Below are 26,309 nucleotides of genomic sequence, written 5' to 3'. Positions count from 1 at the left end.
CGCGGTGCGCGGACGCAACCGGCGAATCGGCTTACGCGCCCCAGCGCGGAATGTGATGCGAACCGAGCGACACGCAGACGTTCTTCGGCTCCAGGAATACTTCGTAGCTCCACGTGCCGCCTTCGCGGCCGACGCCCGACGCCTTCGTTCCGCCGAACGGCTGACGCAGGTCGCGCACGTTCTGGCTGTTCACGAAGCACATGCCCGCTTCGATCGCAGCCGCCACGCGGTGCGCACGGCCGGTGTTCTCGGTCCACACGTAGCTCGACAGGCCGTACGCGATGTCGTTCGAGAGGCGGATCGCGTCCGCCTCGTCGTCGAATGGAATCAGGCAGGCCACCGGGCCGAAGATCTCTTCCTGCGCGATGCGCATGCGGTTGTCGACGTCGACGAACACGGTCGGCGTGACGAAATTGCCGTTCTTCAAACCCTCAGGCAGCGTCGGTGCATCGAGGCCGCCGCAAGCGAGCGTCGCGCCTTCCTTCGCGCCCAGTTCGATGTAGCTGCGGACTTTCGCGAGATGCCCCTGGCTGATCATCGGACCGACGATGGTGCTCTCGCCGAGCGGGTCGCCCACGGTCAGCCGCTTCGCGCGCTCGATGAAGCGCTCGGCGAACTTCGCGTAGATCGACTTCTGCACGAGAATGCGCGAGCCGGCCGTGCAACGCTCGCCGTTGTTCGAGAAAATCATGAACACCGCGGCGTCCAGCGCGCGTTCGAAGTCGGCATCCTCGAAGATCACGAACGGCGATTTGCCGCCGAGCTCCATCGAGAACTTCTTCAGGCCCGCGGCCTGGACGATGCGGTTGCCCGTCGCCGTGGAGCCCGTGAACGAAATCGCATGAACGTCGCGATGCGCGACGAGCGGCTCGCCGGTTTCCTTCCCGTATCCGTGCACGACGTTCAGCACGCCGGCGGGAATGCCCGCCTCGAGCGCGAGATCGCCCAGCATCGACGCGGTGAGCGGCGACAGCTCGCTCATCTTCAGCACCGCCGTGTTGCCGAATGCGAGACACGGCGCGACTTTCCACGTCGCCGTCATGAACGGCACGTTCCACGGCGAGATCAGCGCGCAGACGCCGACCGGGTGGAACAGCGTGTAGTTCAGGTGCGTACCGGTCGGGTAGGTATGCCCGTCGACCCGCGTGCACATTTCCGCGAAATACGTGAAATTGTCCGCGGCACGCGGCACGAGCTGCTTGCCCGTCTGCGAGATCGTCTGCCCCGTGTCGCGCGTCTCGGTGTTGGCGAGTTCCGGCACGTGCTTCGTGATCAGCTCGCCCAGCTTGCGCAGCAGCTTCGCGCGCTCGGTGGCCGGCGTGCCGGCCCAGGCGGGGAACGCATCCTTCGCCGCGCGCACGGCGGCATCGACGTCCTGCGCGGTGCCGCTCGCGACTTCGGCGAGCACTTCCTGCGTGGCCGGGTTGACGGTCTCGAAGTAGCTGCTTCCGGCCGCAGACTTCCCGTTGATCAGATGGTCGATTCGCATAGGTAATCCTAATCAGTCAGTTGCGGCCAAATTCGGCGTCGGATGCAATCACGTTGACAAGACGGCCGAGACCGTCGATTTCGCAAACGACTTCGTCGCCTGCCTTCACGTCGACGATCCCTTCCGGCGTGCCCGTCAGGATGATGTCGCCGGGGGCGAGCGACATGAAGCCGCTCAAATACTCGATGAGCGCCGGAATGTCGGTCACGAGATCCCGCGTATTGCCCTTCTGCTCGAGCTTGCCGTTCACGAACGTGCGCAATTCGAGGTTCGCGACGTCGGCAACGTCTGCCGCGTCGACGAACCACGGGCCCAGAACGGTGCCGCCGTCGCGGTTCTTCACGCGCAAGTTCGGGCGGTAGTAGTTCTCGAGATAGTCGCGGATCGCATAGTCGTTCGCGATCATGTAACCCGCGACGTATTGCATCGCGTCTTCACGCCTGACCTCCTTGGCCGGCCTGCCGATCACGACCGCCAGCTCGCACTCGTAGTGCATGAACGTCACGTCGGCGGGACGGCGCGTCACCCCGCGGTGGCCGATGACGGACCCGGGCCCCTTCAGGAACACGAGCGGCTCGTCCTGCTTCGAGAACTGCAGTTCCTTCGCGTGCTCCGCGTAGTTCAATCCCAGCGCGAAGATCGTCCCCGGCTCGATGGGCGCCAGCCACACGACCTCGCTCTCGCGACACACTCGCCCGTCGGCGAGCCGGACGCCCGCTTCGTGCGGATACGCCTCGTGAATGGCCCCCGAATATGCAACACGGCCCCGCATCATTGCTTGCCTCCTGCTGCTTCGCTCGTCATCGAAAACGTGAGGGCCGGCCATGCGCCGATCGATACCGTCACGACGTCGCCGGCCTGGGCCAGCGGCGCACCGTGCGGGACGCCCAGCGTGAGCACGTCGCCAGCCGTGAGCGTCATGAAATCGGTGACGTCGGCGATCAGTTGCGCCACATGCCGGATCGACGTCGCCGTGTTGGCGTGGAACGTCTGCTTGCCGTCGATGCTCACCGAGATCGGCAGCGTGTCGGGGTCGGCTACCAGACGACGCGCGACGACGGTCGGCCCCATGACGCAGAAGCCGTCGCGCGCGCGGAACCGGACCGACGGGCGATACACGCTTTCATGCGGCACGCACAGGTCGGCCACGATCGTGTAGCCGGCGACATATTCGAGCGCGTCGGCAACGCTCACATGCGAGGCGGCGCGCCCGATGACGATCCCCAGCGAGCCGCCGATCTGGACGCCGCTCGTGCCGCCCGGCACGACGACCTTCGCGCCATGTCCCGCCCGCGTATTGCGCGGCTTGACGTACAACACCGGGGCCTTGGGCGGCGCCTTGTAGGGAGCGGCATTGACCGAGTCTCCCAGCGCATCGAGCGCCGCGCGGTCGTTCAGCAACGTCCCATAAATGGTACCCTCGACGGGAGGCCGGCATCTGGCGCCGCCTGACAGGAGCGACGCCGCCGTGCGCGCATCGACATCACGCGCAAGCGGCTCTCCCTCCAGGCGAAGCACATGGTCGACAGGTGCAAGCATCACGATTCGTCCCTCTGAAGTTCACTCACATGTTAGTATTATTTCGCCTGATATCATCGGGCGTCAAGAGAGAACATGCAGGCCAAGGGCATTCCCCACTGCAACGAAGCTGAAGCGCAATCAACGGTATGGATGTCAAAGACAAGCACGACGCACCGCATCGCAATCTTCCGATGATGCTGCTGCGCGCGCGGGAGAAGATCATGGAGCGCTTCCGGCCGCTCCTGACCGCACACGGGCTCACCGAGCAGCAATGGCGCATCATCCGCGCGGTGCACGAGCACGGGCCGATGGAGCCTCGACAGCTGTCGGATCTCTGTACGATCTCGAGCCCGAGCATGGTGGGCGTGCTGGCGCGGATGGAGGCGCTGGAACTGATTACGAAGGAGCGGTTCGCGGAAGATCAGCGTCGCGTTCTGGTTTCCCTGACGCCGACGAGCATCGACCTGGTTCGCACACTGACGAAGGATCTGGAACAGCGATACGCCGACCTCGAGCGAGAGGTCGGCAAGGATGTCGTGGCACGGGTCTACAAGGCCGTCGACGATCTGCTCGCCGGGCTGGAAGAAAACTGATTGCCTGCCTGCCGCCGAAGCACGCCGCCCGGTGCGGCAACGCCTGACGGACATCGGCCCGCAACGCACTGCCGATGCGTTGCGGGCCGACGCTACATCGAAGCCGCGCGCCCGCCGACGCGAACCCGCAGTCCGCGTCGGCCATGCGGCCATCCTCAGGCTTTCAGCGCCCCGAAGATCTCGTTCAACATCGACTTCGCATCGCCGAACAACATGCGGTTGTTGTCCTTGTAGAACAGCGGATTGTCGACGCCCGCGTAACCCGAAGCCATGCTGCGCTTCATCACGATCGACGTCTTCGCCTTCCACACCTCCAGCACCGGCATCCCCGCGATCGGGCTCGTCGGGTCGTCCTGCGCGGCCGGGTTCACGATGTCGTTCGCGCCGATCACCATCGACACGTCGGCCTCCGGGAAGTCTTCGTTGATCTCGTCCATCTCCATCACGATGTCGTAGGGCACCTTCGCTTCGGCCAGCAGCACGTTCATGTGGCCCGGCATGCGGCCCGCGACCGGGTGAATCGCGAAACGTACGTCGACGCCCTTCTCGCGCAGCAGCTTCGTGAGCTCGTACACCGTGTGCTGAGCCTGCGCCACGGCCATCCCGTAGCCCGGCACGATGATCACGCGCTTCGCCTCGCGCAGCAGCTCGGCCGTTTCCACCGCGCTCACCGCCACCGCCTCGCCGGCCGGTTGCGCGCCGGCGCCGCCGCCCGCTGCCGCAGGCGCGCCGCCGCCGAAGCCGCCCGCGATCACGCTGATGAAGTTGCGGTTCATCGCGCGGCACATGATGTACGACAGGATCGCACCCGACGAGCCGACCAGCGCACCGATCACGATCAGCAGGTCGTTGCCGAGCATGAAGCCGGTGGCCGCCGCCGCCCACCCCGAGTAGCTGTTGAGCATCGACACCACGACGGGCATGTCCGCGCCGCCGATCGCCATCACCATGTGCACGCCGAACAGCAGCGAGATCACCGTCATCACGACGAGCGGCAGCATCCCGTCCTGAATGCTCTGCGCATGCAGGAACGCGCGGCCGAAGTAGATCACGATCAGCAGCGCGGCCAGGTTCATCCAGTGCCGGGCCGGCAGCAGCAGCGGCTTGCCGCCGATCTTGCCCGACAGTTTGCCGAACGCGATGATCGAACCCGCGAAGGTGACCGCACCGATCAGGATGCCGACATAAATCTCCACTTCATGGATGGCCTTCTCCGCGCCGCTGAACTGCACCGACGTGTCGATATAGCTCGCGAAGCCGACCAGGCAGGCCGCGAGGCCGACCAGGCTGTGCATCAGCGCGACCAGTTCAGGCATCTGCGTCATCTGCACTTTCTTCGCGGCGTACAGGCCGACGGCGCCGCCGACGACGAGCGCCGCGATCACGTACGGAATGCCCGCGGCCGACACGCGCGGGCCGAGCACGGTGGCCAGCACCGCGATCAGCATGCCGATCATCCCGAGCAGGTTGCCGCGGCGCGCGGTCTCGGGATTGGCCAGCCCGCCAAGGCTGAGGATGAACAGGATCGCGGCGCCGATGTAGGAGACGGTGGTCAGGTTTGAAGTCATTATTGTCGTCCCCTTATTTGCGGAACATCGCCAGCATGCGTCGCGTCACCGCAAAGCCGCCGAACATGTTGACGGCCGTGAGCGTCAGCGCGCCCACCGCCAGGCCCAGGATCAGCCCGGACGGACGGTCGCCGGCGTTGGCCAGCTCGTCCAGCGGCGGAGCGACCTGCACAAGCGCGCCGATCGCGATGATCGACGAGATCGCGTTGGTCACGCTCATCAGCGGGGTGTGCAGCGACGGCGTGACGTTCCAGATCACCATGTAACCGACGAAGCACGCGAGCACGAACACCGTGAAGTGCGACAGGAAGCTGGCCGGCGCGAACTGACCGACCAGCAGGAACGCCACCGCGCCGACCGCGAACACGATCGCGAGCGCCTTCGCCGACATCGGCTCGCCGCTGTGACCGTGGCCCTTCGACTTCGCGGGTGCCGCCGCCGGTGCGGCCGCCGGCGGCTTCGGTGCGACGGCCGCCTGCTTGATCGGCGGCGGCGGCCATGTGACGTTGCCTTCCTTGATCACGGTGAGCCCGCGGATCGCATCGTCGTCGAAGTCGACGTCGATCGTGCCGTCCTTGCCCTTGCACAGCTCCTCGACCACGCGCAGCAGGTTCGTCGCGTACAGCGTCGACGACTGCCGCGACAGGCGCGATGCGAGATCCGTGTAACCGACGATCGTCACGCCATGACGCACGACTGCCTCGCCGGGCACCGTCAGTTCGCAGTTGCCGCCCTGCTCGGCGGCCATGTCGACGATCACGCTGCCGGGCTTCATCGACCGCACCATGTCGGCCGTGATGAGCTTCGGCGCCGGCTTGCCGGGGATCAGCGCGGTGGTGATGATGATGTCGGCATCCCTGGCCTGCTGCGCATACATCGCGCGCTGCGCCTGCTGGAAGCCTTCGCTCATCACTTTCGCGTAGCCGCCACCGCCCGAGCCTTCTTCTTCGTAGTCGACCTTGACGAACTCGCCGCCCAGCGACTTGACCTGATCGGCCACTTCGGCGCGCGTGTCGTTGGCACGCACGATCGCGCCGAGGCTGGCCGCGGTACCGATCGCAGCCAGACCGGCCACACCGGCGCCGGCGATGAACACCTTCGCCGGCGGAATCTTGCCCGCCGCCGTGACCTGACCGTTCAGGAAGCGGCCGAACGCATGCGCGGCCTCGATCACCGCGCGGTAGCCGCTGATGCCGGCCATCGACGTGAGCGCATCCATCTTCTGCGCGCGCGACAGCGTGCGCGGCAGCGAATCGATCGCCAGCACCGTGGCGCGCTTGGCGGCCAGCTGCTCCATGAGTTCGGGGTTCTGCGCCGGCCACACGAAGCCGATCAGCGTGCCGCCCTCGCGCATCGACGCGACTTCTTCCGTGCTCGGCGGGCGCACCTTGAAAACGATATCGCTGCCCGACCAGAGCTCGGCCGCCGTGGCGGCAATACTCGCGCCGGCCGCACGGTACGCGTCGTCGTCGAAATTCGCACCGGCCCCGGCACCGCTTTGCACGGCCACCGAGAACCCCAGCTTGATCAGTTTCTCAACCACCTCGGGCACGGTCGCTACGCGCCGTTCGCCGGTGGCTGTCTCCAGAGGAATCCCAATCTGTAGTGTCATATTATGAAAGTTGGGTGATGGCCATCGCGAAGTGCTCGGGCCGGTGCGTCAAGTTACCAGAATCATGCGAATTCGCGTCAACGATCGAACGACCGTTCGCTAAACATGACGACGCCGGTCCGGCCGCGCTGCCCGCGTCAGAGCAGGCGAAGAGGGCGCGCGCGTCGCGCATGTGTTCCGTCGCACTGTTGCGTTTTATCCACGTACAGGAAAGAATGCGTCGGCCGAACGGATGTTGACGATGCGGCCGTATGGCCGCATCCGTATCGCAATGTCCACTCCCAGTGCGCGATGCATAGGCGCGGGAGACGCGACGCGTCGGTCGATTCGCACAGCGCGCCGGGCAAACGCGTCCGCGTCGTCCCCGGGCGGACGATTGGCCGCCGCGATGGCCTGGGCCGCGGCATACGTCGTGCCGTGCAGTTGCGCGACGAGTGTCCCGATTTGCGGCGGGACCGGTTGCATCGTCCGGTCGATTTATCCGACCGACCGGTCGATATGCGAAAGGCCGTCGCGCGATCTGCGGCAACCCGCCGGTGCGTTGGCCCGGGCCTGAAACCGACTGTATTGCCGCTGTCGCGAGCACGGTTGACCTGCGTCAAGCGTCCTCCTGTGTGGCCCGCTTGATGCGTATCAAGCCGGCACGCGCGCTGCTCGGCTGCAATAGAATCCGTCGCGTCGGCGATCCCTGGCTTGCCGCACCGATCCGCGACATCGAGCAGGCGAGAACGTGCCGTTCTCGTTCGAATCCAATCTGCGAGGCGCGGCAACGCGAACGCGCGCCCCGTCCGACCGATCCTTTGATCATGTCCCGAACGCCTCACGTACCGTTCGCACTGGGCCGCGGAAATGCACGGCGAAAGGCGATGCAATTCGATCGCGCCTTGAATCGGCCCGCCACCTATTCGCACCCCGCAGGCCGCATCGAGCGGATCGAGACCCATCTGTCCGTCGTCTATCTGGCCGGGCGCTATGCGTACAAGCGCATCAAGCCCGTGCGCTTCGCGTTCGTCGATCTCGTGCAGCCTGCACAGCGGCGTCGCTGCGCGCTCGCGGAGTGCACGCTCAATCGCCCGTTCGCCGGCCCGCTGTACCTGGGCGTCTGGCCGCTCGTCGCACGCGGCCGGCGATGCGCGTTCGATGCGCCGGTGCGGACCGGCGGGCGCCGGCATCGGCAGCAGACGGCACCCGGCGAGTACGTGGTGCGCATGCGCCGGTTCGACGCGCGTGCGATGCTGTCGGTTCGCAGCGCGTCGCACGACGAAGGGCTGGCGGATGCGGACGCCCTCGCCGATACGCTGGCCCGCCATCATCTGCGCGCGCCGCGCCGTGCGCCGCGCGGTCATTCCGGCAGCGCGGCGAGCGTCGCCGCCCAATGCCGGCCATTGCTCGACACGCTCGACGCCACCGTGCCGGACGAAGCCGCGCTGCGCGCGTGGCACGAGGCCGAGTTGAGCCGCATCGCACCGCTGCTTGCGGATCGGCATGCGCACGGTTTCGTGCGCGCATGCCACGGCGATCTGCATCTCGACAACATCGTCCGCTGGCGCAACCGGATCCTGATGTTCGACTGCATCGAATTCAACGACACGCTGCGCTGGATCGACGTGGCGAGCGATCTCGCGTTCGCGCTGATGGATTTCTCCGCCCACGGACGCGACGATTGCGCCCACCGCCTTCTTTCCGGTTGGCTGGCACGCACGGGCGACCGTGCGGCACTGGGCGTGCTGCCGTGCTACTTCGTCTATCGGGCGCTGGTGCGCGCGCTGACCGCGCGACTGCGCGGTGACGAAGCGGCGCGCGCCCGCTATCTGCGCATTGCGTCGGCTATGGCCCATGCTCGACGCGATGCGCGACCGGCGCTGCTCCTGTGTCATGGCGTGTCCGGCTCGGGCAAATCGCTGGCCAGCCGCGCGCTGGCCGAGCGACTCGGCGCGATCCGGTTGTCCAGCGACGTCGAGCGCAAGCGTTGTGCCGGTATACCCGAGGAAACCCGTCTGTCCCCCGATGCCTATTCGGACACCGCAATCGACCGGATTTACGAAACCCTGCTTTCGGAGGCCGGTGTGGTCCTCGCCACCGGCTACACGGCGATCGTCGACGCGACATTCCTGCGCGAACGCAACCGCGCGGCGTTCGTCTCGCTCGCCGCACGGCTCGGCGTGCGCGTCGCGATTCTCGATTTCGCCGCGAGCCAGGCGACGCTTGCCGCGCGTGTCGCTGCGCGGGCGGCACGCGGGTGCGACCCCTCCGATGCCGACACCGCCGTGCTGGCCCGACAGATCGAGCATGCCGACCCGCTGACCGAACCGGAAGCCGCAATCGCGATTCGTTTCGACACCGATTGCGATGCCGCGGCGTACGGAAGCCGCGCGTTCTGGGCGCCGTTGCTCGCCGCGCTGCGTACATAATCGGCGACGTGCGTGCCGCGGGCAAGCGGGCCGGCCACCCGCGCCGGGCGCCGCCGCACCGTCACGCGCGGAAACGCTGCTCCTCGATCTGCTGCAGCTTGCCGACTTCCACGACACCGCCGAGCAGCCCAGCGAGATGCTCGACGATATCGTCGAGGGTCACGATGCCGACGAGACGGCCTGCATCGTCGACGACCGGCAGTCTCCGAATGCCCGAGCGGCGCATCTCCTCGAGCGCAACGCCGATCTCGTCCGTGTCCGACACGACGACCAGGCCCCGCGACATGATCTGGCCCGCCGTCACGTCGCCCGGATCGTCGCCGCGGGCCATCACCTCGATCACCAGGTCGCGATCGGTCACCAGGCCGATCGGAATGGCCTCGCCGTCGCGGTACTCGATCACGACGATATCGCCCACATGCGCGTGCCGCATGCGGTCGGCCAGTTCAAACGCACTGCATTCGGCCGTGCACGATTCGACCGGCTGGGTACTGATTCTTCCGATGTGCATGATGAGGCTCCCGTTGCCCTTTGCGTGGACGATACGCACGCGCCTCGCTGTGCGGCGACGCATGCATCCCGAGTTCAGGGTAAGCGCGGCACCCCTCGCAGGGTTGACGCACGTCAACGTGCCGATCGCCGTCGGGGCCGGCGACGAACGAGCGGCCGCGCTCGACCGGAATGAGCCGGACAGCGGCCGCGGATGATCTGCCTCAACGGCCATGCACGTGCCGCGGCTAAGTTGACGGTATGTCGTGACGTTCGAATCCGGCCGCGCCGCGAGCCGGGCCGCGTCACGTCCGTCCCGCTGATTCCGTCGCCATGACCTACGCATTGATTCTGCTGAATGTCGCCGTGTTCATCGCCGAGACGAGCGGCTGGCAGCCGCTCGTCGACCTGTTTGCGCTATGGCCGTCCGCGCGACCGGGCGTGCCCGCGACACCGGGTTTCCACGTCTGGCAGCTGCTGACCTACAGCGTGCTGCACGCCAGTCTCGCCCATCTCGCGTTCAACATGTTCGGGCTCTACATGTTCGGACGCGACGTCGAACGCGTGCTCGGCCGCGCGCGCTTTCTCGCGCTCTATCTGGCGAGCGTGCTGGCGGGTGCGATCACGCAGCTCGCGGTCGTCCGCGCGCTGCCTGCCGGCGGCGCGCCGACCGTCGGTGCGTCGGCAGGCGTGTTCGGCGCGCTGATCGCCTACGCCGTGCTGTTTCCACAACGGCGCGTCGTCCTGCTGTTTCCGCCGGTGCCGATGCCGGCATGGCTCTTCGCGGCCGGCTATGCATTGACTGAATTGCTGTCCGGCCTCAGCGGCGACACGAGCGGCATCGCGCATTTCGCCCACCTCGGCGGAATGCTCGGCGCGCTCGTGTGCCTCGCCGTCTGGAGAAGGCGCACGGACGTGCGTGCGTAGCGTCCGTTCCAGACGATGGCGGCCTAGATGCTGAGATAACCCTGGAACAGCCACGGCGGGCCGGCTCGCTCGCCTGTCGTGCGGCTGCTCACGGCAGGCGCGCAGATCCCCGAGAAGCCAGGCGCCCCGTCCTGCCAGAACAACGGCACGAACGAAAATTCGCCGTTGACCGCCACGACGAAATCGCGATTGAACTGCGACGGCGCGAAAATCGTCACCTCGCGGAAGAACGATGCAGCGTCGTCGTACACCGGGCTGTGCGCGGCAAGCAGTCGGCGGGAGTCATAGCGAGCCGGCAGCGCGTAGATTTTCCCGTCGCGCTCGACCGTTTCCGCCGGCGTGAAAACGAGTTCCACGCCCGGATACGGCAGGCGGTAAGGCTCACGACAGACCGGGCCGTCGGGTCCGAGCGCGAGCGGCGGATGCGCCCAGAGCGAAAGCGACAGCGGGCTCGTGCGCTGGGCGAAGTATTCGGAAAGCCAGTTCATGGTCATTCCTCCCGTGAACGGTCATTGGCGTCGGATTGCGGAGCCTGTCCGCCGGATCGACGCGGTTGCGCCGGCGGTTCATCCAGCGCCGCACGCCCCGCTGCGCGACGCTCGATCGTTCATGTCGCTTTTCCAGTGCGGGAACGGAGCAATCATTCTCGATCGCACCGCGCGACGGGCGTTGACGGAGGTCAACGGACCGATCGGCATGCCGCCCGCGCGCGTTGCGGCGACAGGAATCCCGGACGGTCAGCGGCCGAAGGTCCGGGTATGGTCGTCGTAGTCGAACAGTCCCGCGTAGCGGCCCCAGTCGGTCACGACACGCAGCGCCTGGTCCGCGCTGCGCGGGTCGAGATGATCCTCGAGTTCGAGCTCGAAACGCGCGCGCGGCGCGCGATGCCCTTCGCGCTCGCCCAGCACTTCGTCGATATGCGCGGCGAGCGGCACGAACCGGACGACGTGCTCGCGAAACAGACGCCGCCGCGCGTCATCGGTGCTCTGCGCGAACACATGGCCGGCGGCGCTCAGCCGGATGGACCGGTCGTGCCATTCGGCAAAGGCCAGCAGATGGAGCGCGGCCGCGGTCGAATACAGCGCATCGACGCGAAGCGCGAGCGCCGACGCAATCGCGGCGAGCTCCACATGTCCGTCGTACGGCGCGGCCGCAAGCGTGTCGACGAACCCGGCGAGACGGTGGCTCGACACGTTGGGCAGCTTCATGGCCAGCGCGCTGCCCTTCGCTTCCTGGCCTGCCTTCGCGTCGGCGATGCGTGCGGTCAGCGTCGCATAGATCTTGCCGACGATCGCCTGAACGGCCGGATCGTGCCGGCTGCGCGGACGCGGCAGCGGCACGATCAACGTCTCCTCGATGCGCGCCGGAGCGGCGCCGAGCACCAGGATGCGATCGCACATCAGCACGGCTTCCTCGATGTTGTGCGTCACCATCAGCACCGACCGGGTCGACAGCTGGCGCGCGTCCCACAGGTCGAGAAAGTCGGTGCGCAGCGTTTCGGCGGTCAACACGTCGAGCGCCGAGAACGGTTCGTCCATCAACAGGAGCACAGGGTCGCTGACGAGCGCACGGGCGAAACCCACCCGCTGGCGCATGCCGCCCGACAGTTCGCGGGGAAAGGCCGATTCGAATCCGTCGAGCCCGATCAGCTCGATCGCGGCGGCCGCACGTGCGCGCACGTCGCGCGGTGCGAGGCCCAGCGCATCGAGTCCAAGCTCGACGTTCTCGACGACGGTCAGCCACGGGTACAGCGCGAAAGTCTGGAACACCACCGCGATGCCGCCGGTCGGGCCGGCGAGCGGCGCACCCCGATACGCGACCGTGCCGGACGTGGGCCGGACGAGCCCGCCCGCGATCCGCAGCAGCGTGGACTTGCCCGAGCCGGAGCGCCCGAGCAGCCCGAGTATCTCGCCCTCGCGCAGCGTGAGATCGATATCGGCCAGCACATACAGCGGCTCGCCGGACGGCTTCGTGAACGACTTGCAGACGCCGCGCATCTCGAGCACGACCGGCGTCTGGCCGGACGACGGCGCGGCCGCATTCGCAGCGTTCGTTTCCTTGCATTCACCGAGATTCGACACACCGGTCTCCTGCGGGTAAGGAACTGGGTCCGGACTCAATCGAGCCGCGTCCTGCGCTCCGCGAACGCATACATCGGGCGCCACACGAGCCGATTGGTCGCGATCACGAGCAGCGACATGACGGCGACGCCGAGCGCGATGCGCGGATAGTCGCCCGCGTCGGTCATCTGCGCGATGTAGGCGCCCAGTCCGCCGGCATTCAGGCGCGTGCTGCCCCAGGTCACGGCTTCCGCGACGATGCTCGCATTCCATGCGCCGCCGGACGCGGTGATCGCGCCCGTCACGAAGTACGGCAGGACACCCGGCAGCATGACGCGACGCCACCAGGTCGCCGGCCGGACCCGGAAGCAGGCCGCCGCTTCGCGCAGGTCGGCCGGGAACGCGCTCGCACCGGCGATCATGTTGAACAGCACATACCATTGCGCGCCCAATATCATCAGCGGGCACAGCCAGATGTCCGCAGAGAGCCGCCAGCGCACAATCGCGAATACGGCCACCGGAAACAGCAGGTTGGCCGGAAACGCGGCGAAGAATTGCGTGACCGGCTGAACGCGGGCGGCCACGCGCGGCCGAAGACCGATTGCGATACCGATCGGCACCCAGATCGCCGACGCGATCACGACGAGCACCGTCACGCGAACGAAGGTAAGCGCTCCCGCGCCTGCCACGATCCGCAGGTCCGCCCAGGTCAGCGCTGCGCGTCCGAGGCGAAACAGCACGTACGCCGCATAGGCGCATCCCGCAATGCACAGCGCGAACCAGAGCGCATTGCCCGCATGGCGCAGCAACGCCGTCCGCCCGCGCCACGGCCAGGCGGCACCGGGCAGCCGCGCTCCCGCCGCGCGGCGCAACAGCACGCCGACCGGGCCAGCTGCGCGAGCCATCCATCGCGATCGATGGAACAGGTCGAGCATCCAGCTGCGCGACGCGGCCGTGGGCGCGCCATCGCCATAGCGGAACCGTTCCGACCACGCGACCAGCGGCCTGAACAGCAACTGGTCGTACAGGACGATCGCCACGCTCATCGCGACGATCGCCCAGCCCACCGCGGCCAGGTCGCGGTTCGCGATCGCCTGCGCGACATAGGCGCCAACGCCCGGCAGGTCGACGTGCAAGTTGCCGACCGCGATCGCCTCGGACGCAACGACGAAAAACCAGCCGCCCGACATCGACATCATCGCGTTCCAGACGAGACCGGGCATCGCGAACGGCACGTCGAGACGCCAGAAGCGCTGCCACGCGGACAGCCGGAAGCTGCGGCTTGCCTCGTCGAGATCGAGCGGCACCGTGCGCAGCGCCTGGTAGAAGCTGAACGTCATGTTCCACGCCTGGCTCGTGAAGATCGCGAAGATCGCCGCGCACTCGGCACCGAGGATCCGCCCCCGAAACAACGACAGGAAGAACAGCACCGTAAACGACAGGTAGCCGAGGATCGGCACCGACTGCAGCACGTCGAGCAACGGAATCAGCACCCGCTCGGCCGACCGGCTCCTGGCCGCAGCGGTAGCGTAGACGAACGTGAAGACAATCGACGCGAGCAATGCCGCGAACATGCGCGCGACCGTACGCAGCGTATAGCCGGGCAGCGCCGCGGGAGACAGCGAGATGACTGGCGGATGCGCAACCGTAAGCAGGCCGGCCATCTGGTGTGCCGAGATGCCGGCCAACAGCATGAAACCGGTGACGATGAGCATCGCGGCGAGATCCCGCCAGCCCGGCACGGGCAGCGTCCAGCGCCCGCCCCGCAATACCTCGGCATGGTGCTCCACGACGCCTCTCCCCGGCGATGATGGCGGTTCATCTTCCCGGGGCGGCAGGCAGGCGGGCTTGACCTGCATCAACCGCCGTGCAACGAGCGGCGCCACGATTGCAGCGAGTACCGCCGAGCAACAGCCACCGTTCAGGAGCCCCTCGATGACACCCGTTCCGGCCATGCCGTATCGCACCGCCGCGCGCGGCTGCGTCGGCTCACGCAACGGGATACGCATGAGCGAGTGCGTCGACGAACGCGTCGAGACGATCCGGTGCGAGCCGGTTGATGCCGGCAGCCCCTTCCCGGCCGCCACCCTCCGGAAAGGCGCGGCAAAGACGATCGGCGCCGTACGGCGCGGCGACCGGCGCGCGAACGCTGACGGTGTAACCGCCCGTTGCCGACAACGTCAGCACCGCGTGAGCACGTGTCGCGTCCCTGCGCGCGAGCCGGTTGGCAAACACGCCGCGCACGCGACGCGCCCAGCGCGCGTCGGGCAGGATATAGACGTCCGCCTGGGGCAGCGCGATGGTCGCGCGCTGCCGCTCCGCACGCGCGATATCGCGTCGCCGGTTGGCGTCGAGCCTCCGCGCGAGTGGCGACTCCGCGAAATCGAGCGGGTTCGCATACTGCCGCAGCACCGCATACAGCGCCAGCGGCGCCATGAAGAGGTCGTCGGGCAAATCGCCGTATCCGTTGTAGTTGACGGATTCCCCGAGCATCTGCAGACGATAGGCATCGGCATCCGTCAGGCCGCAGGCGGCGGCGAGCCTGCCGGCCACGCCGGCGAGATTGTCGCCATAAGCGCCGACCACCGCCCAGCGCCGCTGCCGGCCCGCCAGGTAGCGATCGACGATGACGCTCGTACAGGTGTCCGGCGCCGTATCGATGTGCGCGCGAAGATGCGGATGATCGGGCACCGCGCCGGGCATGTGGTGATCGAAATAGTCGACGTCGACCCCGCGCGCCAGCAGTGCCTCGAGCGCCGCGCGGTTCACGTCGAGCGAAACGTCCAGGACGGTGACGGCGTCGCCTCGGACGGCCGGCACGCGCGCGACCAACGCGATATCCCGTTTGGGTCCCGTAACGAGCACCGACTCGGCCGGCATCGCGAGCCGGAGCTGCTGGAGCGCGCAGATGCCGTCGGCATCGCCGTTGAACACGTCAAAGCGCGTCATGATGCGCAACACCCGAAGAACGCGTCAATCGAGGTAGCCCTGCCATGGAACGTCTCCCTTTCAGCCTGTTTGCCTTCGCCACCTGCCGCGCGTTCGGCGAGCGCATCGCGACCCGTCTCGGGGTCACGCTTGCCGCGCACGAGGAACGTCCGTTCGAGGACGGCGAACACAAGACGCGTGCGCTTGCCAGCGTGCGCGGACACGATGTCTACGTCGTGCAGTCGCTGCACGGCGAGCCGGGCAGCTCCGTGAACGACAAGCTGTGCCGTCTGCTGCTTTTCGTCGGCGCGTTGAAGGATGCGTCGGCCGGGCGCGTCTGTGCGGTCATGCCTTACCTGTGCTATTCGCGCAAGGACCGCCGTTCGCAGCCGCGCGATCCGGTGTCCACACGCTATGTCGCCACGTTGCTCGAAGCGGTGGGCGTCGATCGCGTCGTCGCGATCGACGTACACAACATCGCGGCATTCCAGAATGCGTTTCGCTGCCCGACCGAGCATCTCGAGGCGAACGGCATGCTGGTCGAATGGTTCGCCGCGCAATCCGGCGAACGGCCCGTCGTGGTCGTATCGCCCGACGCCGGCGGCGTGCGGCGCGCCGAGGATTTTCGTGCCCGGCTGGAAGCACGCCTCGGGCATCCCGTCGAAGCGGCATTCGCCGGCAAGCTGCGCAGCGGCGGCATCGTGACGTCCATGCCGATCGTCGGCGACGTAGCTGGCCGTTGCGCCGTCATCGTCGACGACCTGATCGGCGCCGGGACGACACTGGCCCGCACGGCCGAAGATTGCCGCGCGCTCGGCGCGCAATCCGTCTACGCGGTCGCGACGCACGGGATGTTCTTCGACAATGCGGCCGACCGGCTCGGCGGCGACGCGCTCACCGGCATCGCGGTGACCGATACGGTGCCGCCCTGGCGCGTGCCGGCCGGCCCGCTCAGGGACAAGCTCGCGATACTCGACAGCACGCCGCTGTTTGCCGAGGCGATTGCGCGTATCCATCGCGGCGGCTCGCTCACGGATTTGCTGCGGCGCTGACGTGGTTTGCCACCCACGCGCGCTCGCAGTCGTCGGCGTGCCGTCTGGCGAGCGCGATGTACGCGCTCGCGCGATCGCGCCAGACCGGCGTCGCCCTGAACGCGGGCTCGCGCAAGTGCCAGACCGCGAGCCGCGCGCGCGTCATGGCCCGGCAACTCTGGTAGAAATGCACGCATCCGTCATCGACATCGTCGCCGCTCGCCGAGCGGTACGCGTCGACGAGCGCGGCCGCGAAACCCGGTGCGCCGAGGCGTTCGCATTCGAGCGCGAGAAAGCCGACCTCGTCGGCCGCATCCTGGACTCTCAGCCGTCTGCAGAATTCGAGGCAATCGATGATCGCGACCGGATCGTCGACGCAGACATGTTCCGGCCGCAAATCGCCATGTCCTTCGACGATATGCCTGTTTCGCAACCGCAGATCGAAGCGGGCGGCCTCGCCCGCCAGCAACGATCGCTGCCGCGCGCAGAGTGTGCGCACGACGTCGGCGGATTGGCCGGCAAGCGGCCTGGACAGTGCGCGCTCATTGGCATCGATCGTGCAACGCAACGCGTCGCGATACTCTTCCGCGCCGATTCGCGCGGGCGCCAGCATCCGGTAGAACGCGCTCAGTCGGGCCGCGATCCGGCGCGCGTCATCGGGCGTGGCCAGGCCGCCCGACAGGACGCGATCCAGCATGCGCGCGGCCGGCAGGCGCCGCATCCGGACAAGCCAGTCGACAATCTCGCCGTGCCCGTCCGCATGCAGGCAGCCACGGGCATCGACGACGAGCGGCACCACGTCGAGATAGACGTCGGCCGCAAGGCGGCGGTTCAGGCGCACCTCCTCGCAACAGAAGCGGTGACGCGCGGCCAGCGTCCGGAAATCGAGCTGCGGCGCGCGCACGGGTTTCTTGAGCTTCCACGCATGCCGGTCCGTCAGGAATACCCACGACATGTGCGTTTCGACGACGTCGACCGAGCGCGTGCCGTCCGGCCATGCGGCGGGCAGGCGCAACGCGGCGACCTTGTCGCCCGGCATGATCGCGCGGCCGTCCGCGATACGTGCATCGTTCATGCCGCTTGCGGCGCCGCATGCCCGCCCCACTGCGCGTCGAGTGCCTTCAGCGCCGGAGAAATCAACGGCTGCAGCGGCATGACGGGCGCCAGCACACGCATGGGATCGGGCAGCGTGGACAGTTCTCGCAACGCGTGAATGCGGCTCTCGCCGAGCGCGGGCGCCGCGAGTCGTACCCCGGCGACCATGACCGGACGCAACAGCGGCGTGCCCTCGATGCTTTCGCCCGCGAGACCGATGCAGTCGATGGCGATTCGCCCATCCGGGCCATATTGACGGAACACCTGCTTGCGGCCGGGCAGCGTCGCTTTGCCCTCCGAGCGTTTACAGCGCGCCCGGCCCGCATACTCGACGAGCTTGTACGCGCAGTCGAGGCACGCTGCGTCCGCCGACGTACTCATCTGCGTGCCGATTCCGAACCCATCGATGGGGGCGTGCTGGCGAACGAGTTCCCGCAGCCGCGATTCGTCGAGATTGCCGCTCGCGAAGATCGTCGCATCGGTCAAGCCGCCGCGATCGAGAATCGCTCGAACGTTGCGCGCATGCGCCGCCAGATCGCCACTGTCGATCCTCACGCCCTTGATGCGCACGTTATCGGGCGCGAGCCGGCGCGCCAGTTCGACCACCTTGTGCGCTGCATGCTCCGTATCGTAGGTATCGATCAGCAGCATCGCGTTGTCCGGCTGCGATCGCGCGAAATGCTCGAACGCGAGCGCTTCGTCGTCGTGTGCCTGGATGTACGAATGCGTCATCGTGCCGTACACGGGAATGCCATAGCGCAAACCGGCGAGCAGGGTCGCCGTACCCGAAAACCCCGCCAGGTAGCTGGCGCGCGCGGCCAGCATCGCGGCCTCCGCACCATGGGCGCGCCGCAGTCCGAAATCGACCAGCAACCTCCCGTGCGCGACAAGCGTGGCGCGCGCGGCTTTGCTGGCGACCAGCGTTGCGTAATGCAGCAGATTCATCACGCGACTTTCGACGAACTGCGCCTCGCGAAGCGGCGCCGTGATCCGCAGGATCGGTTCGTTGGCAAAGAACACTGTGCCTTCCGGCATCGCGTCGACCGTGCCTGTGAAGCGGAAGCCCGCGAGCGACGCGAGAAAATCCGCGCGAAAGCGCCTGGTTGCGGCCAGGCGTTCGAGCGTGGCGGCAGTGAAGCGCAGACGCTCCAGATAGTCGAGCACGGGCGCCAGTCCCGACGCCATCAGGAATGCGCGATGTTCCGGCAGCGCCCGTACGAAGAACTCGAAGCTGGTCGCTTCGTTCATTCCGGCATCGAACGCGGCCTGCATCGTCGTCAGCTCGTACAAATCCGTCAGCAGTACGTCGTCGATGTCGGCATCCGGCCAGGATCCATTCATCATGTGCCCTCCTGCGCCGCCGGTGCGCGATCGTGCTGCCGGCGCCCGGCCGCACCGATGCGGACAAGCGTCGCTTGCGTCATTGCGGCGCCGGACCTGGGGCCGATGGCACCGCGGTCCAGACGCCATTGCACGACGCGACATACGGATAGTATCCGCGCGGATCGTTGCAGTAGTACCACGCACGTTCCGGCGGGAGCTGTGCCGGGGTCGGCGGCGGCTGTTGAATGACGATCGCGGGCGGAATGTAGGTCGGAAACGGATACATCGGTTCGGGATAGAAGTACCAGTAGCCGTCGACGATCCACCACCACGCGTAACGCCCGTCATGCCAGTCCTGCACCCAGCGGCCGCTGCGCCAGTGCGCGCGCTCCTGAGGCGCAAAATGGTGAAAGTCGCGACCGTGGAAATCCTGGTGAGGGACATGACCCGCATGCTGAGCATGTGCCGGCTCCATCAGCAACGCAATGCATGCCGCCGCGCAAAGCGCGAGCACACGGCAGGTGGATCCGATCCTGTTCATGGTTGCCACCCTCGAGGGAGATGCAATCCATCGTATTGGCGTCCCGCCGCGCGATGTTGATCGCGATCAACGTCGCGCCCGCGACCCTCCGGAAACGGCGACGATCCGGCCGCGCTCCGTCTCGCGGCCACGCGTGGCGCAGGCGCTTGACATGTGTCAAGCGTGCCGTGCGGCCGGCTGGAAGAATGGATCGCGAACATTGGACGGATCGGCCTTCGCGGCAAGACACATCATGAATGACACTTCGCTTGTCGTACCGATCGTCGACACCGACCGGCTTACCCGGCGCTTCGGCGAGCTGTGCGCGGTCGACGCACTGACGCTGACGGTAATGCCCGGCGAAGCGCTCGGCCTGCTCGGTCGCAACGGCGCCGGCAAGACGACAGTGATCAAGATGCTGACGACGCTGCTTGTGCCGACCTCGGGCCATGCCACGGTCGCTGGCTTCGACATCGTGAAAGCCGCCGGTGCCGTGCGCCGCGCGATCGGCTACGTGCCACAGGCATTGTCGGCCGACGGCGACTTGACCGGCTACGAAAACCTGCTCGTATTCGCGAAGCTGTATGACCTGCCGCGCACAGAGCGGGCCGCGCGAATTCGCGACGCGCTCGCCTTCATGGATCTCTCCGAATTCGGCGACAAACTCGTGAAAACCTATTCCGGTGGCATGATCCGGCGCCTCGAGATCGCGCAGTCCACGCTGCATCGCCCTCGGGTCCTTTTTCTCGACGAACCAACCGTCGGGCTCGATCCGATTGCCCGCGCTACCGTCTGGTCGCTGGTCGCGCGGCTACGCGCCGAGTATCGCGCCACGGTACTGTTGACGACCCATTACCTCGACGAAGCCGAGCAGATGTGCGACCGAGTGGCCATCATGAGCCGCGGCCGCGTGACGGCGATCGGCAGCCCGCGCGAACTGGCAGCGAGCGTGCGCCCCGGCGCCACCTTCGACGAGGCGTTCGAGCATTTCACGCGCGACGATGCCGGTTTGGAAGGATCCTACGATGAAATCTCGCAGACTCGCCGAACTACCCAGCGGCTCGGATGAGACGGGCAGGAGCGCACTCGCGCACGCGCGCATGCGGCGTGCGCTTCGGCACATGACCGGATTCGCGCAGAAAACGCTGGCGATTGCCGACATGGAGATCCGCAAACTGCGGCACGACCCGACCGAGCTGGCGACGCGCGCGATCCAGCCGGCACTGTGGCTGCTGATATTCGGGCAGGTAATGAGTCGGGCACGCGCGATAGAAACGACCGACATCCCCTACCTCGATTTCCTGACGCCCGGGATTCTCGCGCAGAGCGTGCTGTTTATCGCGATCTTCAACGGCATCTCGATCATCTGGGAGCGGGATCTGGGCATCGTCCACAAGTTTCTCGTCACGCCGACACCACGCGTCTCACTTGTGATGGGCAAGGCGCTGGGCGGCGGCGCCCGCGCGCTGGTCCAAGCCGCCGTGGTGATGGCACTCGGGGCTATGCTGGGTGTGCACATGCGCTACGATCCGGTCGCGCTCGCCGGCCTCGTGCTGTTCGTCGTGCTCGGCGCGGCGGTCTTCTCGACGTTCTCGCTGATCGTCGCCTGCCTCGTGAAGACGCGGGAGCGCTTCATGGGAGTCGGACAGGTGCTGACCATGCCGCTCTTTTTCGCCAGCAACGCGATCTACCCGACCGCGATGATGCCGCGTGCGCTCCAGATCGTCGCGCACTTGAATCCGCTCAGCTATCAGGTCGACGCGCTTCGCCTGCTGCTGTTGCCCGGCTACGGCGCGATTGCGCACATCGGGCTCGCCACCGACTTCCTCGTGCTCGTCGGCTCTCTCGCGTCGCTAGCCACGGCAAGCGCGCTACTTTATCCGCGTATCGCCCAATGAGCGCGCCAGATCGGCAGAACGTGAACGCGTCCGACTGTCTCATCTGGATCAATGTCATGCCATTGCGCACGCCATCCAGCGCCGCGCCTTGCGGTCGATACCCGGTGAGGCACGAATACCTGCCCGGACTCGCTGTCAGGCGAGCGGACATTCTCGCGGCCGAGCAACGGTAGCCACCAGTATCGACGGCAATCGTCACGGACCAGTTCGCACTATGCAATTCAACTGGAATCGCCATGGTCGCTGCCCCTTGCTCATCGCTTTCGCGCAGGCCGCTGTACCGCCTGCCGCGATGAATGTCGAGTCGTCGCGTCGGCAATCGGAAACCTGTCGAGCAAGTCGACGAAGTTCACGCATCGCTGCCGTTGCGCCGATCCACGCTCGCCCGGGGGCGCGACCCGCGGCGGCGCTGCCGGGCCCGGCGGCGAATGACCACGATCGGGCAGACGATGAGGACCAGTATCGTCGCCCACAGCAAAAGCACGTAGCCGAACAGTTGCCAGAATTCGCCCACCCGCTGCTCGAGTACCCATGTGCGGTACGACGGGACGTCGCTCGCGGCATCCGGATACGACGCGTGATAAACGAACAGCGGCAGACAGATGTCGTGTTCGGGGAGCGGTGTCGTCAGCAACGATCCTGCGGGCCGCGCGCCCACGCGCGCGCATTCCGACGCACTCATGCCAGTCACGACACCCGCGCTCACCGGATGGTCGTAGCTTGCACCGAGCCACGTCGTGGCGCTCGACAGCAGCAGGCAAAGACCAAGGCAGCCGAGCCAGCAACGCAGCGGGGTGCGCGGGTAGACGCGGCGAACGCGTGTCATTGGATCGCGTGCGTCATGGCGACGCATCGCACCGGCACCGGGCGCGCCGCTGCGTCGCGTAAGGCGCAGCTTGAACCAGAATGAACCGGATCAGCCACGCTGCTTCTCCTCGAAATACGGTTGGCGGGCCGCCACGAGACGCAACTCGTCGAGCAGCGCCGCGGCCGCGCGCAGCAGATCGTCGAGCGTAACAATACCGACCAGTTCCCCGTCGTCGCCGATGACCGGTAGCCGGCGAACACCATGCTGACGCATCCGCTTCGCGAGCAGCCAGATGTCGTCGTCGACGTGAGCGATCGCGACGGGTGCCGACATGATGTCACCGACGAACAGTGAGCCGGCCGCCGCGTCAGCGCGAACCACCGTAAGCACGATGTCGCGATCGGTCACCATCCCGACCGGCATGCTTCGTCCTTCCTGTTCACGTACGACGACCAGATCGCCGACATGGGTATCGCGCATCATTTCGGCTGCCTCGACGACGGTTGCCTGCGTGGTACACATGGCGACATCGCGGGAGCAGAGCATCGCGGCATTCATGTTCATTCTCCCCATCGGGACGAAGCGGCACGTCGCTCGACGTCCGCCCGAGTCATCATGCAACGGAAAGCTGGTCAACCACGTCGCGCACACCCGGTGCCGACCATGCGGCATCGAAAACGATTCGCCGCTCGCGCAGCGAATCCACCTGGCCGGTCAACGTCACGCAGCCGTCCTGAACCGTAATGCCGACATGCCCGACCTCTTCCGCCGCGTGCCGGGTCAACGCGGCCTCGATCTTGCCTGCTACGTCCGCACGGGTCGGATGGGGCCGGACATGGATCTCGTTGAAAATCCGGGTGACGCCACGCAGCCGCTCGACGGCGTGCTCGGCCTCCTGCATCTGGTAACCCCACATCACCTCACCCGACAGCGTCACGCATCCGTTCTCGACGGTCACGTGCACGGCCTGTTCACCGAGTCCGGCATCCCACTGCAGGAGCGAGCGTGCAGCGACGGCGATGTCCTCGTCCGAGCGACGCTTGCCGTCATCGGTTCTCACCCCGAGCTCCAGCACGATGCCACGCACACCTTCGATACGCTCGACGGCCTTGCGCACCGCGATCTTTTCCAGATAGCTGCAAACGTGTCCGGTCAGCGTCACGATGCGTTCATGCACCTCCACGCCGATGCGCACGGCATCGATCGACGGGTCCCACTCGAGTTCCTGCTCGACGTCCTTCTTCAGGTCGCTGTCGCTTTTCATGGCCATCAACTCCTGTTCGCATCCGATAAAAACAACGGTAGGTGCGGCTTCGCCGCACGGGATTGATGCAGGTCAGCTCGGCGCGCCGATCGGAGTCGCCGTCGTGATCGGACGGCACGCGTTCGTGAAGTCGACGGCGCACCCCGGTCTGGTTTCCGTACCATGAGCTTGAAGACACAGACGGCAAGGATCATGTCGAGTCCGATCGCGATCGACATGCAGGAATGTCGATCTTCGCTCTTGCCGGGCAATCCTTCTTGACGCACGTCATCCTGTGCGCGCAGGCGATCAAAACGATCGCCGATTCATCTGATGCAATGGCAGCGAAACATCACTGCGCGTGCTGGCCGGACATCATGACGGGTCGATTTTCCGGCCTTGGCATCACGCTATCCGCCACCCGATCCGTCGCCAATTCCATTAATTACGTATTCCGAATTATTTATCGAATCCGCGAAAAACCCGATAATTGGATGCATTGAGTGAAATCAAGACGCGATGGATACCTGAAGTCCAGCATGCGTCACTCAACCCACCGGAGATCCTGCATGAACCGGTACTGCGACGTCGAACGCGAGCTATCCCATATCGAAGGATCCATTCGTCTGCTCGAGCAGACCCGGTCATACTTCCATACGAAGACATCCATCAGCGATCCCGCGTACTGGCGCGCAAGACTGAATACCGTCAGGGAGAGGGCCGAGGGGAACAAGACATTGCTGCGCCGGACCGACGAGATCCTCGCACGGCTCGAACGGCTTCGAGCGCAGCATCCGGTTCGATGACGATCCCCATGGGCACGCGACGCATCGTTGAAGCCGGGCGAACGCAGGCTCGACCGAGCTCCGGCATCGAAAGTCGAATTTCGTGCCGGCCAGCGCTGCGACGCACGCCACGACGCCAACGGGAATTGCAATGATCTTCGACGACCGCCGGGACGCAGCCGATCAGCTTGTGTCCGGGCGTCAAACCTACCGTGGCCGATATCCGCTCATCCTGGCAATACCGCGCGGCGCGCCGATACCGAGGACCGACCTCGCGGCACGACCGGCACACGCACGGCCCAGACGACAACAATCGATATCCGGACAGATCCTGAGTACCGTGCTTGACCTCCATCAACACTCACGCGCGAGATCGTTCATAGATTTCAGTGAACCGAACGAAGCAATCAGCCCCACCGATCCGGATGCCCCATGCCAAGTGAAACCGAAGCCCGCCGCCTCTTGCTCCTGCATCTCGGCAGCATCTTGCGGACGCTCAGCTGCGTGCTCGAATACGAGCCGGACGACCGGACGCTCGACTCGCTGCTGGCCGTCCAGCCGATGCTCGCGGACGCTCCGCTGCTGAATCAGGTGTTCGCTCACATGACCGTGCGAGAATTCACGCGTGCGATTCTCCACGCATACTGCCTATGGCCGCAACTGTTGCTCGACGAGCCGCTCGACCGCGATGCACTCGCCGGGTCCGTGTGCGCGTCGCTGTTCGCAGGCAACCCGGGCGGCTGGGCACGGTATGTCGCATCGCTCGGCGCCGTGATTCCGTGGTTCGGGCAAGGCATCGAACCCTCATCGTCGTTCGGTCGACGCTCGGCTCGCTCATCGCCGGCCGTGTGATTGCCGGTCATTCCCGGCTCCGTCAAAGGCGACACTCACGGGATTCGTCATGCCTACTTCAGAATCTCCGCCAGCATACGCGTGCCGGGCCACGCGAACGTCGACGCCTTTCCCGCAGTGGAATAGAAAGCGTTCAAGGCGCTGGCGGCCTGGCTCGGCTAGCTAGACCTCCCGGCTGCCCCCGGTGCACGATTCCGTCGCATCGGTTGCGAGTACGTCGAACGCCGCGGCACGACCCAGTTCGAACAACGCCGAGATCGATGTATCGGAAAAATCGAAGTCGCGTGCAAACGTGTTCCCGGCCGCGGCATGACCATCCAGAGCGATCCTGAAAACACGTCCGGGTGCGCGATTCCCCATCAACCGAATGTATTCCGGGAGTTGGCGTATGCGCGCCGCTGTCGCGTAATCGAGCCGGCTGGTTATACGTTCGATCAGATCGCGGAAATCGTTTGCATTTTCCTCGAACCGCAAGTCGTTACGCACCCGATCGGCATAGACGATCTCGTCGCGCCGCAGCATGACCTCGATCAGGTTCGACGGCAGCGGCCGCGGCCCTGAAAACAGATCGACGACGAATACGCGCCCGGCTATCCGTCCGCACCGTTCGATCACGAGGTCGAGCGGCGAGTTGCTGATAATGCCTCCGTCCCAGTAAGCGCGACCATCTATCAGCGTCCACGGCATCGCCGGTGGCAAGCTGCCGCTGGCAAGCAGGTGCTCGGGCGTAATACGATCGACATAACTGTCAAAGATACGCCGTTCTCCGCTTTCCACGTCCACTGTCCCGAGCAGCAGGCGCGTCGCGCTGGCCGCCAGCGCGTCGAAGTCGACATGGCGGCGCAGCAGGGTAAGCATCGGTTGCGTGTCGTAGCAACTCGTCCACCATGGCGCGCGGCCGGATGAAGGAATCCCGTCGAGCCACCCGTGTGGTCGCAGGAAATTCGGAACGCCGAACAGCATGATATGCCACGCGAGCATGGCATGTCCCGCATAGCCGGATAACGGCACGCCCACCGGATTCGGAATCGAAAGTTCGCGCCAGAACGCAACGAGTGCCTCGGCTGCATGCCCCGGATGACTCGCGGCAACAGCGCCGTTGAACGCACCGATCGAGACGGCTGCGATCACGTCCGGCCGAACGCCCCGCGCCTCG

Annotated in this window: 26 protein-coding genes; 9 read left to right on the top strand and 17 right to left on the bottom strand. The window is 66.3% G+C overall.

What is annotated here, in order from left to right; all coding sequences use genetic code 11:
* Positions 1-31: 31 nt before the first annotated feature.
* The 3 genes from hpaE to J7024_RS03270 are packed head-to-tail and all read right to left on the bottom strand — an operon-like array spanning position 32 to position 3,028.
* Positions 32-1,489, bottom strand: a complete 1,458-nt coding sequence (gene hpaE, locus J7024_RS03280) for a 5-carboxymethyl-2-hydroxymuconate semialdehyde dehydrogenase (RefSeq protein WP_124897433.1) — start codon at positions 1,487-1,489, stop codon at positions 32-34.
* A gap of 16 nt (positions 1,490-1,505) precedes the next feature.
* Positions 1,506-2,264 carry a fumarylacetoacetate hydrolase family protein gene (locus J7024_RS03275; protein WP_124897432.1) on the bottom strand — a complete coding sequence of 253 codons (759 nt, stop codon included), beginning with the start codon at positions 2,262-2,264 and terminating at the stop codon, positions 1,506-1,508.
* On the bottom strand, positions 2,261-3,028 hold the full coding sequence (locus J7024_RS03270) for a fumarylacetoacetate hydrolase family protein (RefSeq protein WP_175751343.1): 768 nt from the start codon (positions 3,026-3,028) through the stop codon (positions 2,261-2,263). Before J7024_RS03270 ends, J7024_RS03275 begins: the two co-directional genes overlap by 4 nt.
* 173 nt (positions 3,029-3,201) lie before the next feature.
* On the opposite strand from J7024_RS03270, the gene hpaR reads away from it, so the two are divergent.
* Entirely contained in the window at positions 3,202-3,603 is a 402-nt protein-coding gene (gene hpaR, locus J7024_RS03265; protein WP_124897459.1) for a homoprotocatechuate degradation operon regulator HpaR, read from the top strand.
* Positions 3,604-3,758: 155 nt separating this feature from the next.
* On the opposite strand, the gene pntB is transcribed toward hpaR, so the two are convergent.
* Positions 3,759-5,171, bottom strand: coding sequence for a Re/Si-specific NAD(P)(+) transhydrogenase subunit beta (gene pntB, locus J7024_RS03260; protein WP_124897430.1), 1,413 nt, complete (start codon positions 5,169-5,171; stop codon positions 3,759-3,761).
* Positions 5,172-5,184: 13 nt separating this feature from the next.
* A complete protein-coding gene (locus J7024_RS03255) occupies positions 5,185-6,783 on the bottom strand; it encodes a Re/Si-specific NAD(P)(+) transhydrogenase subunit alpha (RefSeq protein WP_234744788.1) in 1,599 nt (532 codons plus the stop codon).
* 806 nt (positions 6,784-7,589) lie between these two features.
* On the opposite strand from J7024_RS03255, the gene J7024_RS03250 reads away from it, so the two are divergent.
* A complete protein-coding gene (locus tag J7024_RS03250) occupies positions 7,590-9,194 on the top strand; it encodes a bifunctional aminoglycoside phosphotransferase/ATP-binding protein (RefSeq protein WP_234744787.1) in 1,605 nt (534 codons plus the stop codon).
* A 61-nt stretch (positions 9,195-9,255) separates the two neighbouring features.
* Here the strand turns inward: J7024_RS03250 and J7024_RS03245 are convergent, their stop codons facing one another.
* On the bottom strand, positions 9,256-9,705 hold the full coding sequence (locus J7024_RS03245) for a CBS domain-containing protein (protein WP_124897427.1): 450 nt from the start codon (positions 9,703-9,705) through the stop codon (positions 9,256-9,258).
* 311 nt (positions 9,706-10,016) lie between these two features.
* Here J7024_RS03245 and J7024_RS03240 point away from each other — a divergent pair, with 311 nt between their 5' ends.
* Positions 10,017-10,610: a rhomboid family intramembrane serine protease gene (locus tag J7024_RS03240; RefSeq protein ID WP_124897426.1), complete on the top strand. Its 594-nt coding sequence runs from the start codon at positions 10,017-10,019 to the stop codon at positions 10,608-10,610.
* Positions 10,611-10,633: 23 nt separating this feature from the next.
* Here the strand turns inward: J7024_RS03240 and J7024_RS03235 are convergent, their stop codons facing one another.
* From J7024_RS03235 to J7024_RS03220, 4 genes are all read right to left on the bottom strand, one after another.
* Positions 10,634-11,098 (bottom strand): hypothetical protein, encoded by a 465-nt coding sequence (locus tag J7024_RS03235; RefSeq protein ID WP_124897425.1) that lies wholly within the window; start codon positions 11,096-11,098, stop codon positions 10,634-10,636.
* Positions 11,099-11,347: 249 nt separating this feature from the next.
* Complete coding sequence (locus J7024_RS03230; RefSeq protein WP_175787230.1) at positions 11,348-12,607, bottom strand: ABC transporter ATP-binding protein; 1,260 nt, start codon at positions 12,605-12,607, stop codon at positions 11,348-11,350.
* A gap of 119 nt (positions 12,608-12,726) precedes the next feature.
* Positions 12,727-14,460 (bottom strand): ABC transporter permease, encoded by a 1,734-nt coding sequence (locus J7024_RS03225; protein WP_124897423.1) that lies wholly within the window; start codon positions 14,458-14,460, stop codon positions 12,727-12,729.
* 199 nt (positions 14,461-14,659) lie between these two features.
* Positions 14,660-15,619: an acetyltransferase gene (locus tag J7024_RS03220; RefSeq protein ID WP_124897422.1), complete on the bottom strand. Its 960-nt coding sequence runs from the start codon at positions 15,617-15,619 to the stop codon at positions 14,660-14,662.
* 44 nt (positions 15,620-15,663) lie between these two features.
* Here J7024_RS03220 and J7024_RS03215 point away from each other — a divergent pair, with 44 nt between their 5' ends.
* Positions 15,664-16,650, top strand: coding sequence for a ribose-phosphate diphosphokinase (locus J7024_RS03215; RefSeq protein ID WP_124897421.1), 987 nt, complete (start codon positions 15,664-15,666; stop codon positions 16,648-16,650).
* Here the strand turns inward: J7024_RS03215 and J7024_RS03210 are convergent.
* The 3 genes from J7024_RS03210 to J7024_RS03200 all read right to left on the bottom strand — a co-directional run bounded on the left by J7024_RS03210 (position 16,628) and on the right by J7024_RS03200 (position 19,588).
* Positions 16,628-17,704 (bottom strand): hypothetical protein, encoded by a 1,077-nt coding sequence (locus tag J7024_RS03210; protein WP_124897420.1) that lies wholly within the window; start codon positions 17,702-17,704, stop codon positions 16,628-16,630. The genes J7024_RS03215 and J7024_RS03210 overlap by 23 nt on opposite strands.
* A complete protein-coding gene (locus J7024_RS03205) occupies positions 17,701-19,065 on the bottom strand; it encodes a nicotinate phosphoribosyltransferase (protein ID WP_175770500.1) in 1,365 nt (454 codons plus the stop codon). The genes J7024_RS03210 and J7024_RS03205 overlap by 4 nt, the downstream gene beginning before the upstream one ends.
* 79 nt (positions 19,066-19,144) lie before the next feature.
* Positions 19,145-19,588: a hypothetical protein gene (locus tag J7024_RS03200; RefSeq protein ID WP_124897419.1), complete on the bottom strand. Its 444-nt coding sequence runs from the start codon at positions 19,586-19,588 to the stop codon at positions 19,145-19,147.
* Here J7024_RS03200 and J7024_RS03195 point away from each other — a divergent pair.
* Positions 19,569-20,636 carry an ATP-binding cassette domain-containing protein gene (locus tag J7024_RS03195; protein WP_234744786.1) on the top strand — a complete coding sequence of 356 codons (1,068 nt, stop codon included), beginning with the start codon at positions 19,569-19,571 and terminating at the stop codon, positions 20,634-20,636. The genes J7024_RS03200 and J7024_RS03195 overlap by 20 nt on opposite strands.
* Positions 20,593-21,465 (top strand): ABC transporter permease, encoded by an 873-nt coding sequence (locus J7024_RS03190; RefSeq protein ID WP_234744785.1) that lies wholly within the window; start codon positions 20,593-20,595, stop codon positions 21,463-21,465. The genes J7024_RS03195 and J7024_RS03190 overlap by 44 nt, the downstream gene beginning before the upstream one ends.
* Before the next feature lie 349 nt (positions 21,466-21,814).
* On the opposite strand, the gene J7024_RS03185 is transcribed toward J7024_RS03190, so the two are convergent.
* The 3 genes from J7024_RS03185 to J7024_RS03175 form a co-directional block, all read right to left on the bottom strand.
* A complete protein-coding gene (locus tag J7024_RS03185; protein WP_175858603.1) occupies positions 21,815-22,291 on the bottom strand; it encodes a hypothetical protein in 477 nt (158 codons plus the stop codon).
* Positions 22,292-22,381: 90 nt separating this feature from the next.
* Positions 22,382-22,831, bottom strand: a complete 450-nt coding sequence (locus tag J7024_RS03180; protein WP_124897417.1) for a CBS domain-containing protein — start codon at positions 22,829-22,831, stop codon at positions 22,382-22,384.
* 55 nt (positions 22,832-22,886) lie between these two features.
* Positions 22,887-23,537, bottom strand: a complete 651-nt coding sequence (locus tag J7024_RS03175) for a BON domain-containing protein (RefSeq protein WP_124897416.1) — start codon at positions 23,535-23,537, stop codon at positions 22,887-22,889.
* 224 nt (positions 23,538-23,761) lie between these two features.
* Between J7024_RS03175 and J7024_RS03170 the strand changes: the two genes are divergently transcribed.
* The 3 genes from J7024_RS03170 (at position 23,762) to J7024_RS03160 (ending at position 25,153) form a co-directional block, all read left to right on the top strand.
* Positions 23,762-24,019: a hypothetical protein gene (locus J7024_RS03170; RefSeq protein WP_175751353.1), complete on the top strand. Its 258-nt coding sequence runs from the start codon at positions 23,762-23,764 to the stop codon at positions 24,017-24,019.
* A gap of 66 nt (positions 24,020-24,085) precedes the next feature.
* On the top strand, positions 24,086-24,322 hold the full coding sequence (locus J7024_RS03165) for a hypothetical protein (protein ID WP_124897414.1): 237 nt from the start codon (positions 24,086-24,088) through the stop codon (positions 24,320-24,322).
* Positions 24,323-24,733: 411 nt separating this feature from the next.
* Complete coding sequence (locus tag J7024_RS03160) at positions 24,734-25,153, top strand: hypothetical protein (protein ID WP_175751355.1); 420 nt, start codon at positions 24,734-24,736, stop codon at positions 25,151-25,153.
* A 162-nt stretch (positions 25,154-25,315) separates the two neighbouring features.
* On the opposite strand, the gene J7024_RS37235 is transcribed toward J7024_RS03160, so the two are convergent.
* Positions 25,316-26,284 (bottom strand): patatin-like phospholipase family protein, encoded by a 969-nt coding sequence (locus J7024_RS37235; protein ID WP_327796255.1) that lies wholly within the window; start codon positions 26,282-26,284, stop codon positions 25,316-25,318.
* Positions 26,285-26,309: the final 25 nt, after the last annotated feature.

Source organism: Burkholderia sp. WTPI3, assembly GCF_021483755.1.
In the GTDB taxonomy this organism is placed as follows: Bacteria; Pseudomonadota; Gammaproteobacteria; order Burkholderiales; family Burkholderiaceae; genus Burkholderia.
Note: the sequence above shows the minus strand (reverse complement) of the source record. Positions and strands in the feature narration are given on the sequence as shown.

What these genes read in the sequence shown, in the direction of transcription:
- hpaE (WP_124897433.1), bottom strand. Translation starts at nt 1,489, where the DNA reads ATGCGAATCGACCATCTGATCAACGGGAAGTCTGCGGCCGGAAGCAGC.
- J7024_RS03275 (WP_124897432.1), bottom strand. Translation starts at nt 2,264, where the DNA reads ATGATGCGGGGCCGTGTTGCATATTCGGGGGCCATTCACGAGGCGTAT.
- J7024_RS03270 (WP_175751343.1), bottom strand. Translation starts at nt 3,028, where the DNA reads ATGCTTGCACCTGTCGACCATGTGCTTCGCCTGGAGGGAGAGCCGCTT.
- hpaR (WP_124897459.1), top strand. Translation starts at nt 3,202, where the DNA reads ATGATGCTGCTGCGCGCGCGGGAGAAGATCATGGAGCGCTTCCGGCCG.
- pntB (WP_124897430.1), bottom strand. Translation starts at nt 5,171, where the DNA reads ATGACTTCAAACCTGACCACCGTCTCCTACATCGGCGCCGCGATCCTG.
- J7024_RS03255 (WP_234744788.1), bottom strand. Translation starts at nt 6,783, where the DNA reads ATGACACTACAGATTGGGATTCCTCTGGAGACAGCCACCGGCGAACGG.
- J7024_RS03250 (WP_234744787.1), top strand. Translation starts at nt 7,590, where the DNA reads ATGTCCCGAACGCCTCACGTACCGTTCGCACTGGGCCGCGGAAATGCA.
- J7024_RS03245 (WP_124897427.1), bottom strand. Translation starts at nt 9,705, where the DNA reads ATGCACATCGGAAGAATCAGTACCCAGCCGGTCGAATCGTGCACGGCC.
- J7024_RS03240 (WP_124897426.1), top strand. Translation starts at nt 10,017, where the DNA reads ATGACCTACGCATTGATTCTGCTGAATGTCGCCGTGTTCATCGCCGAG.
- J7024_RS03235 (WP_124897425.1), bottom strand. Translation starts at nt 11,098, where the DNA reads ATGAACTGGCTTTCCGAATACTTCGCCCAGCGCACGAGCCCGCTGTCG.
- J7024_RS03230 (WP_175787230.1), bottom strand. Translation starts at nt 12,607, where the DNA reads ATGCGCGGCGTCTGCAAGTCGTTCACGAAGCCGTCCGGCGAGCCGCTG.
- J7024_RS03220 (WP_124897422.1), bottom strand. Translation starts at nt 15,619, where the DNA reads ATGACGCGCTTTGACGTGTTCAACGGCGATGCCGACGGCATCTGCGCG.
- J7024_RS03215 (WP_124897421.1), top strand. Translation starts at nt 15,664, where the DNA reads ATGGAACGTCTCCCTTTCAGCCTGTTTGCCTTCGCCACCTGCCGCGCG.
- J7024_RS03210 (WP_124897420.1), bottom strand. Translation starts at nt 17,704, where the DNA reads ATGAACGATGCACGTATCGCGGACGGCCGCGCGATCATGCCGGGCGAC.
- J7024_RS03205 (WP_175770500.1), bottom strand. Translation starts at nt 19,065, where the DNA reads ATGAATGGATCCTGGCCGGATGCCGACATCGACGACGTACTGCTGACG.
- J7024_RS03200 (WP_124897419.1), bottom strand. Translation starts at nt 19,588, where the DNA reads ATGAACAGGATCGGATCCACCTGCCGTGTGCTCGCGCTTTGCGCGGCG.
- J7024_RS03190 (WP_234744785.1), top strand. Translation starts at nt 20,593, where the DNA reads ATGAAATCTCGCAGACTCGCCGAACTACCCAGCGGCTCGGATGAGACG.
- J7024_RS03185 (WP_175858603.1), bottom strand. Translation starts at nt 22,291, where the DNA reads ATGACACGCGTTCGCCGCGTCTACCCGCGCACCCCGCTGCGTTGCTGG.
- J7024_RS03180 (WP_124897417.1), bottom strand. Translation starts at nt 22,831, where the DNA reads ATGAATGCCGCGATGCTCTGCTCCCGCGATGTCGCCATGTGTACCACG.
- J7024_RS03175 (WP_124897416.1), bottom strand. Translation starts at nt 23,537, where the DNA reads ATGAAAAGCGACAGCGACCTGAAGAAGGACGTCGAGCAGGAACTCGAG.
- J7024_RS03170 (WP_175751353.1), top strand. Translation starts at nt 23,762, where the DNA reads ATGTCGATCTTCGCTCTTGCCGGGCAATCCTTCTTGACGCACGTCATC.
- J7024_RS03165 (WP_124897414.1), top strand. Translation starts at nt 24,086, where the DNA reads ATGAACCGGTACTGCGACGTCGAACGCGAGCTATCCCATATCGAAGGA.
- J7024_RS03160 (WP_175751355.1), top strand. Translation starts at nt 24,734, where the DNA reads ATGCCAAGTGAAACCGAAGCCCGCCGCCTCTTGCTCCTGCATCTCGGC.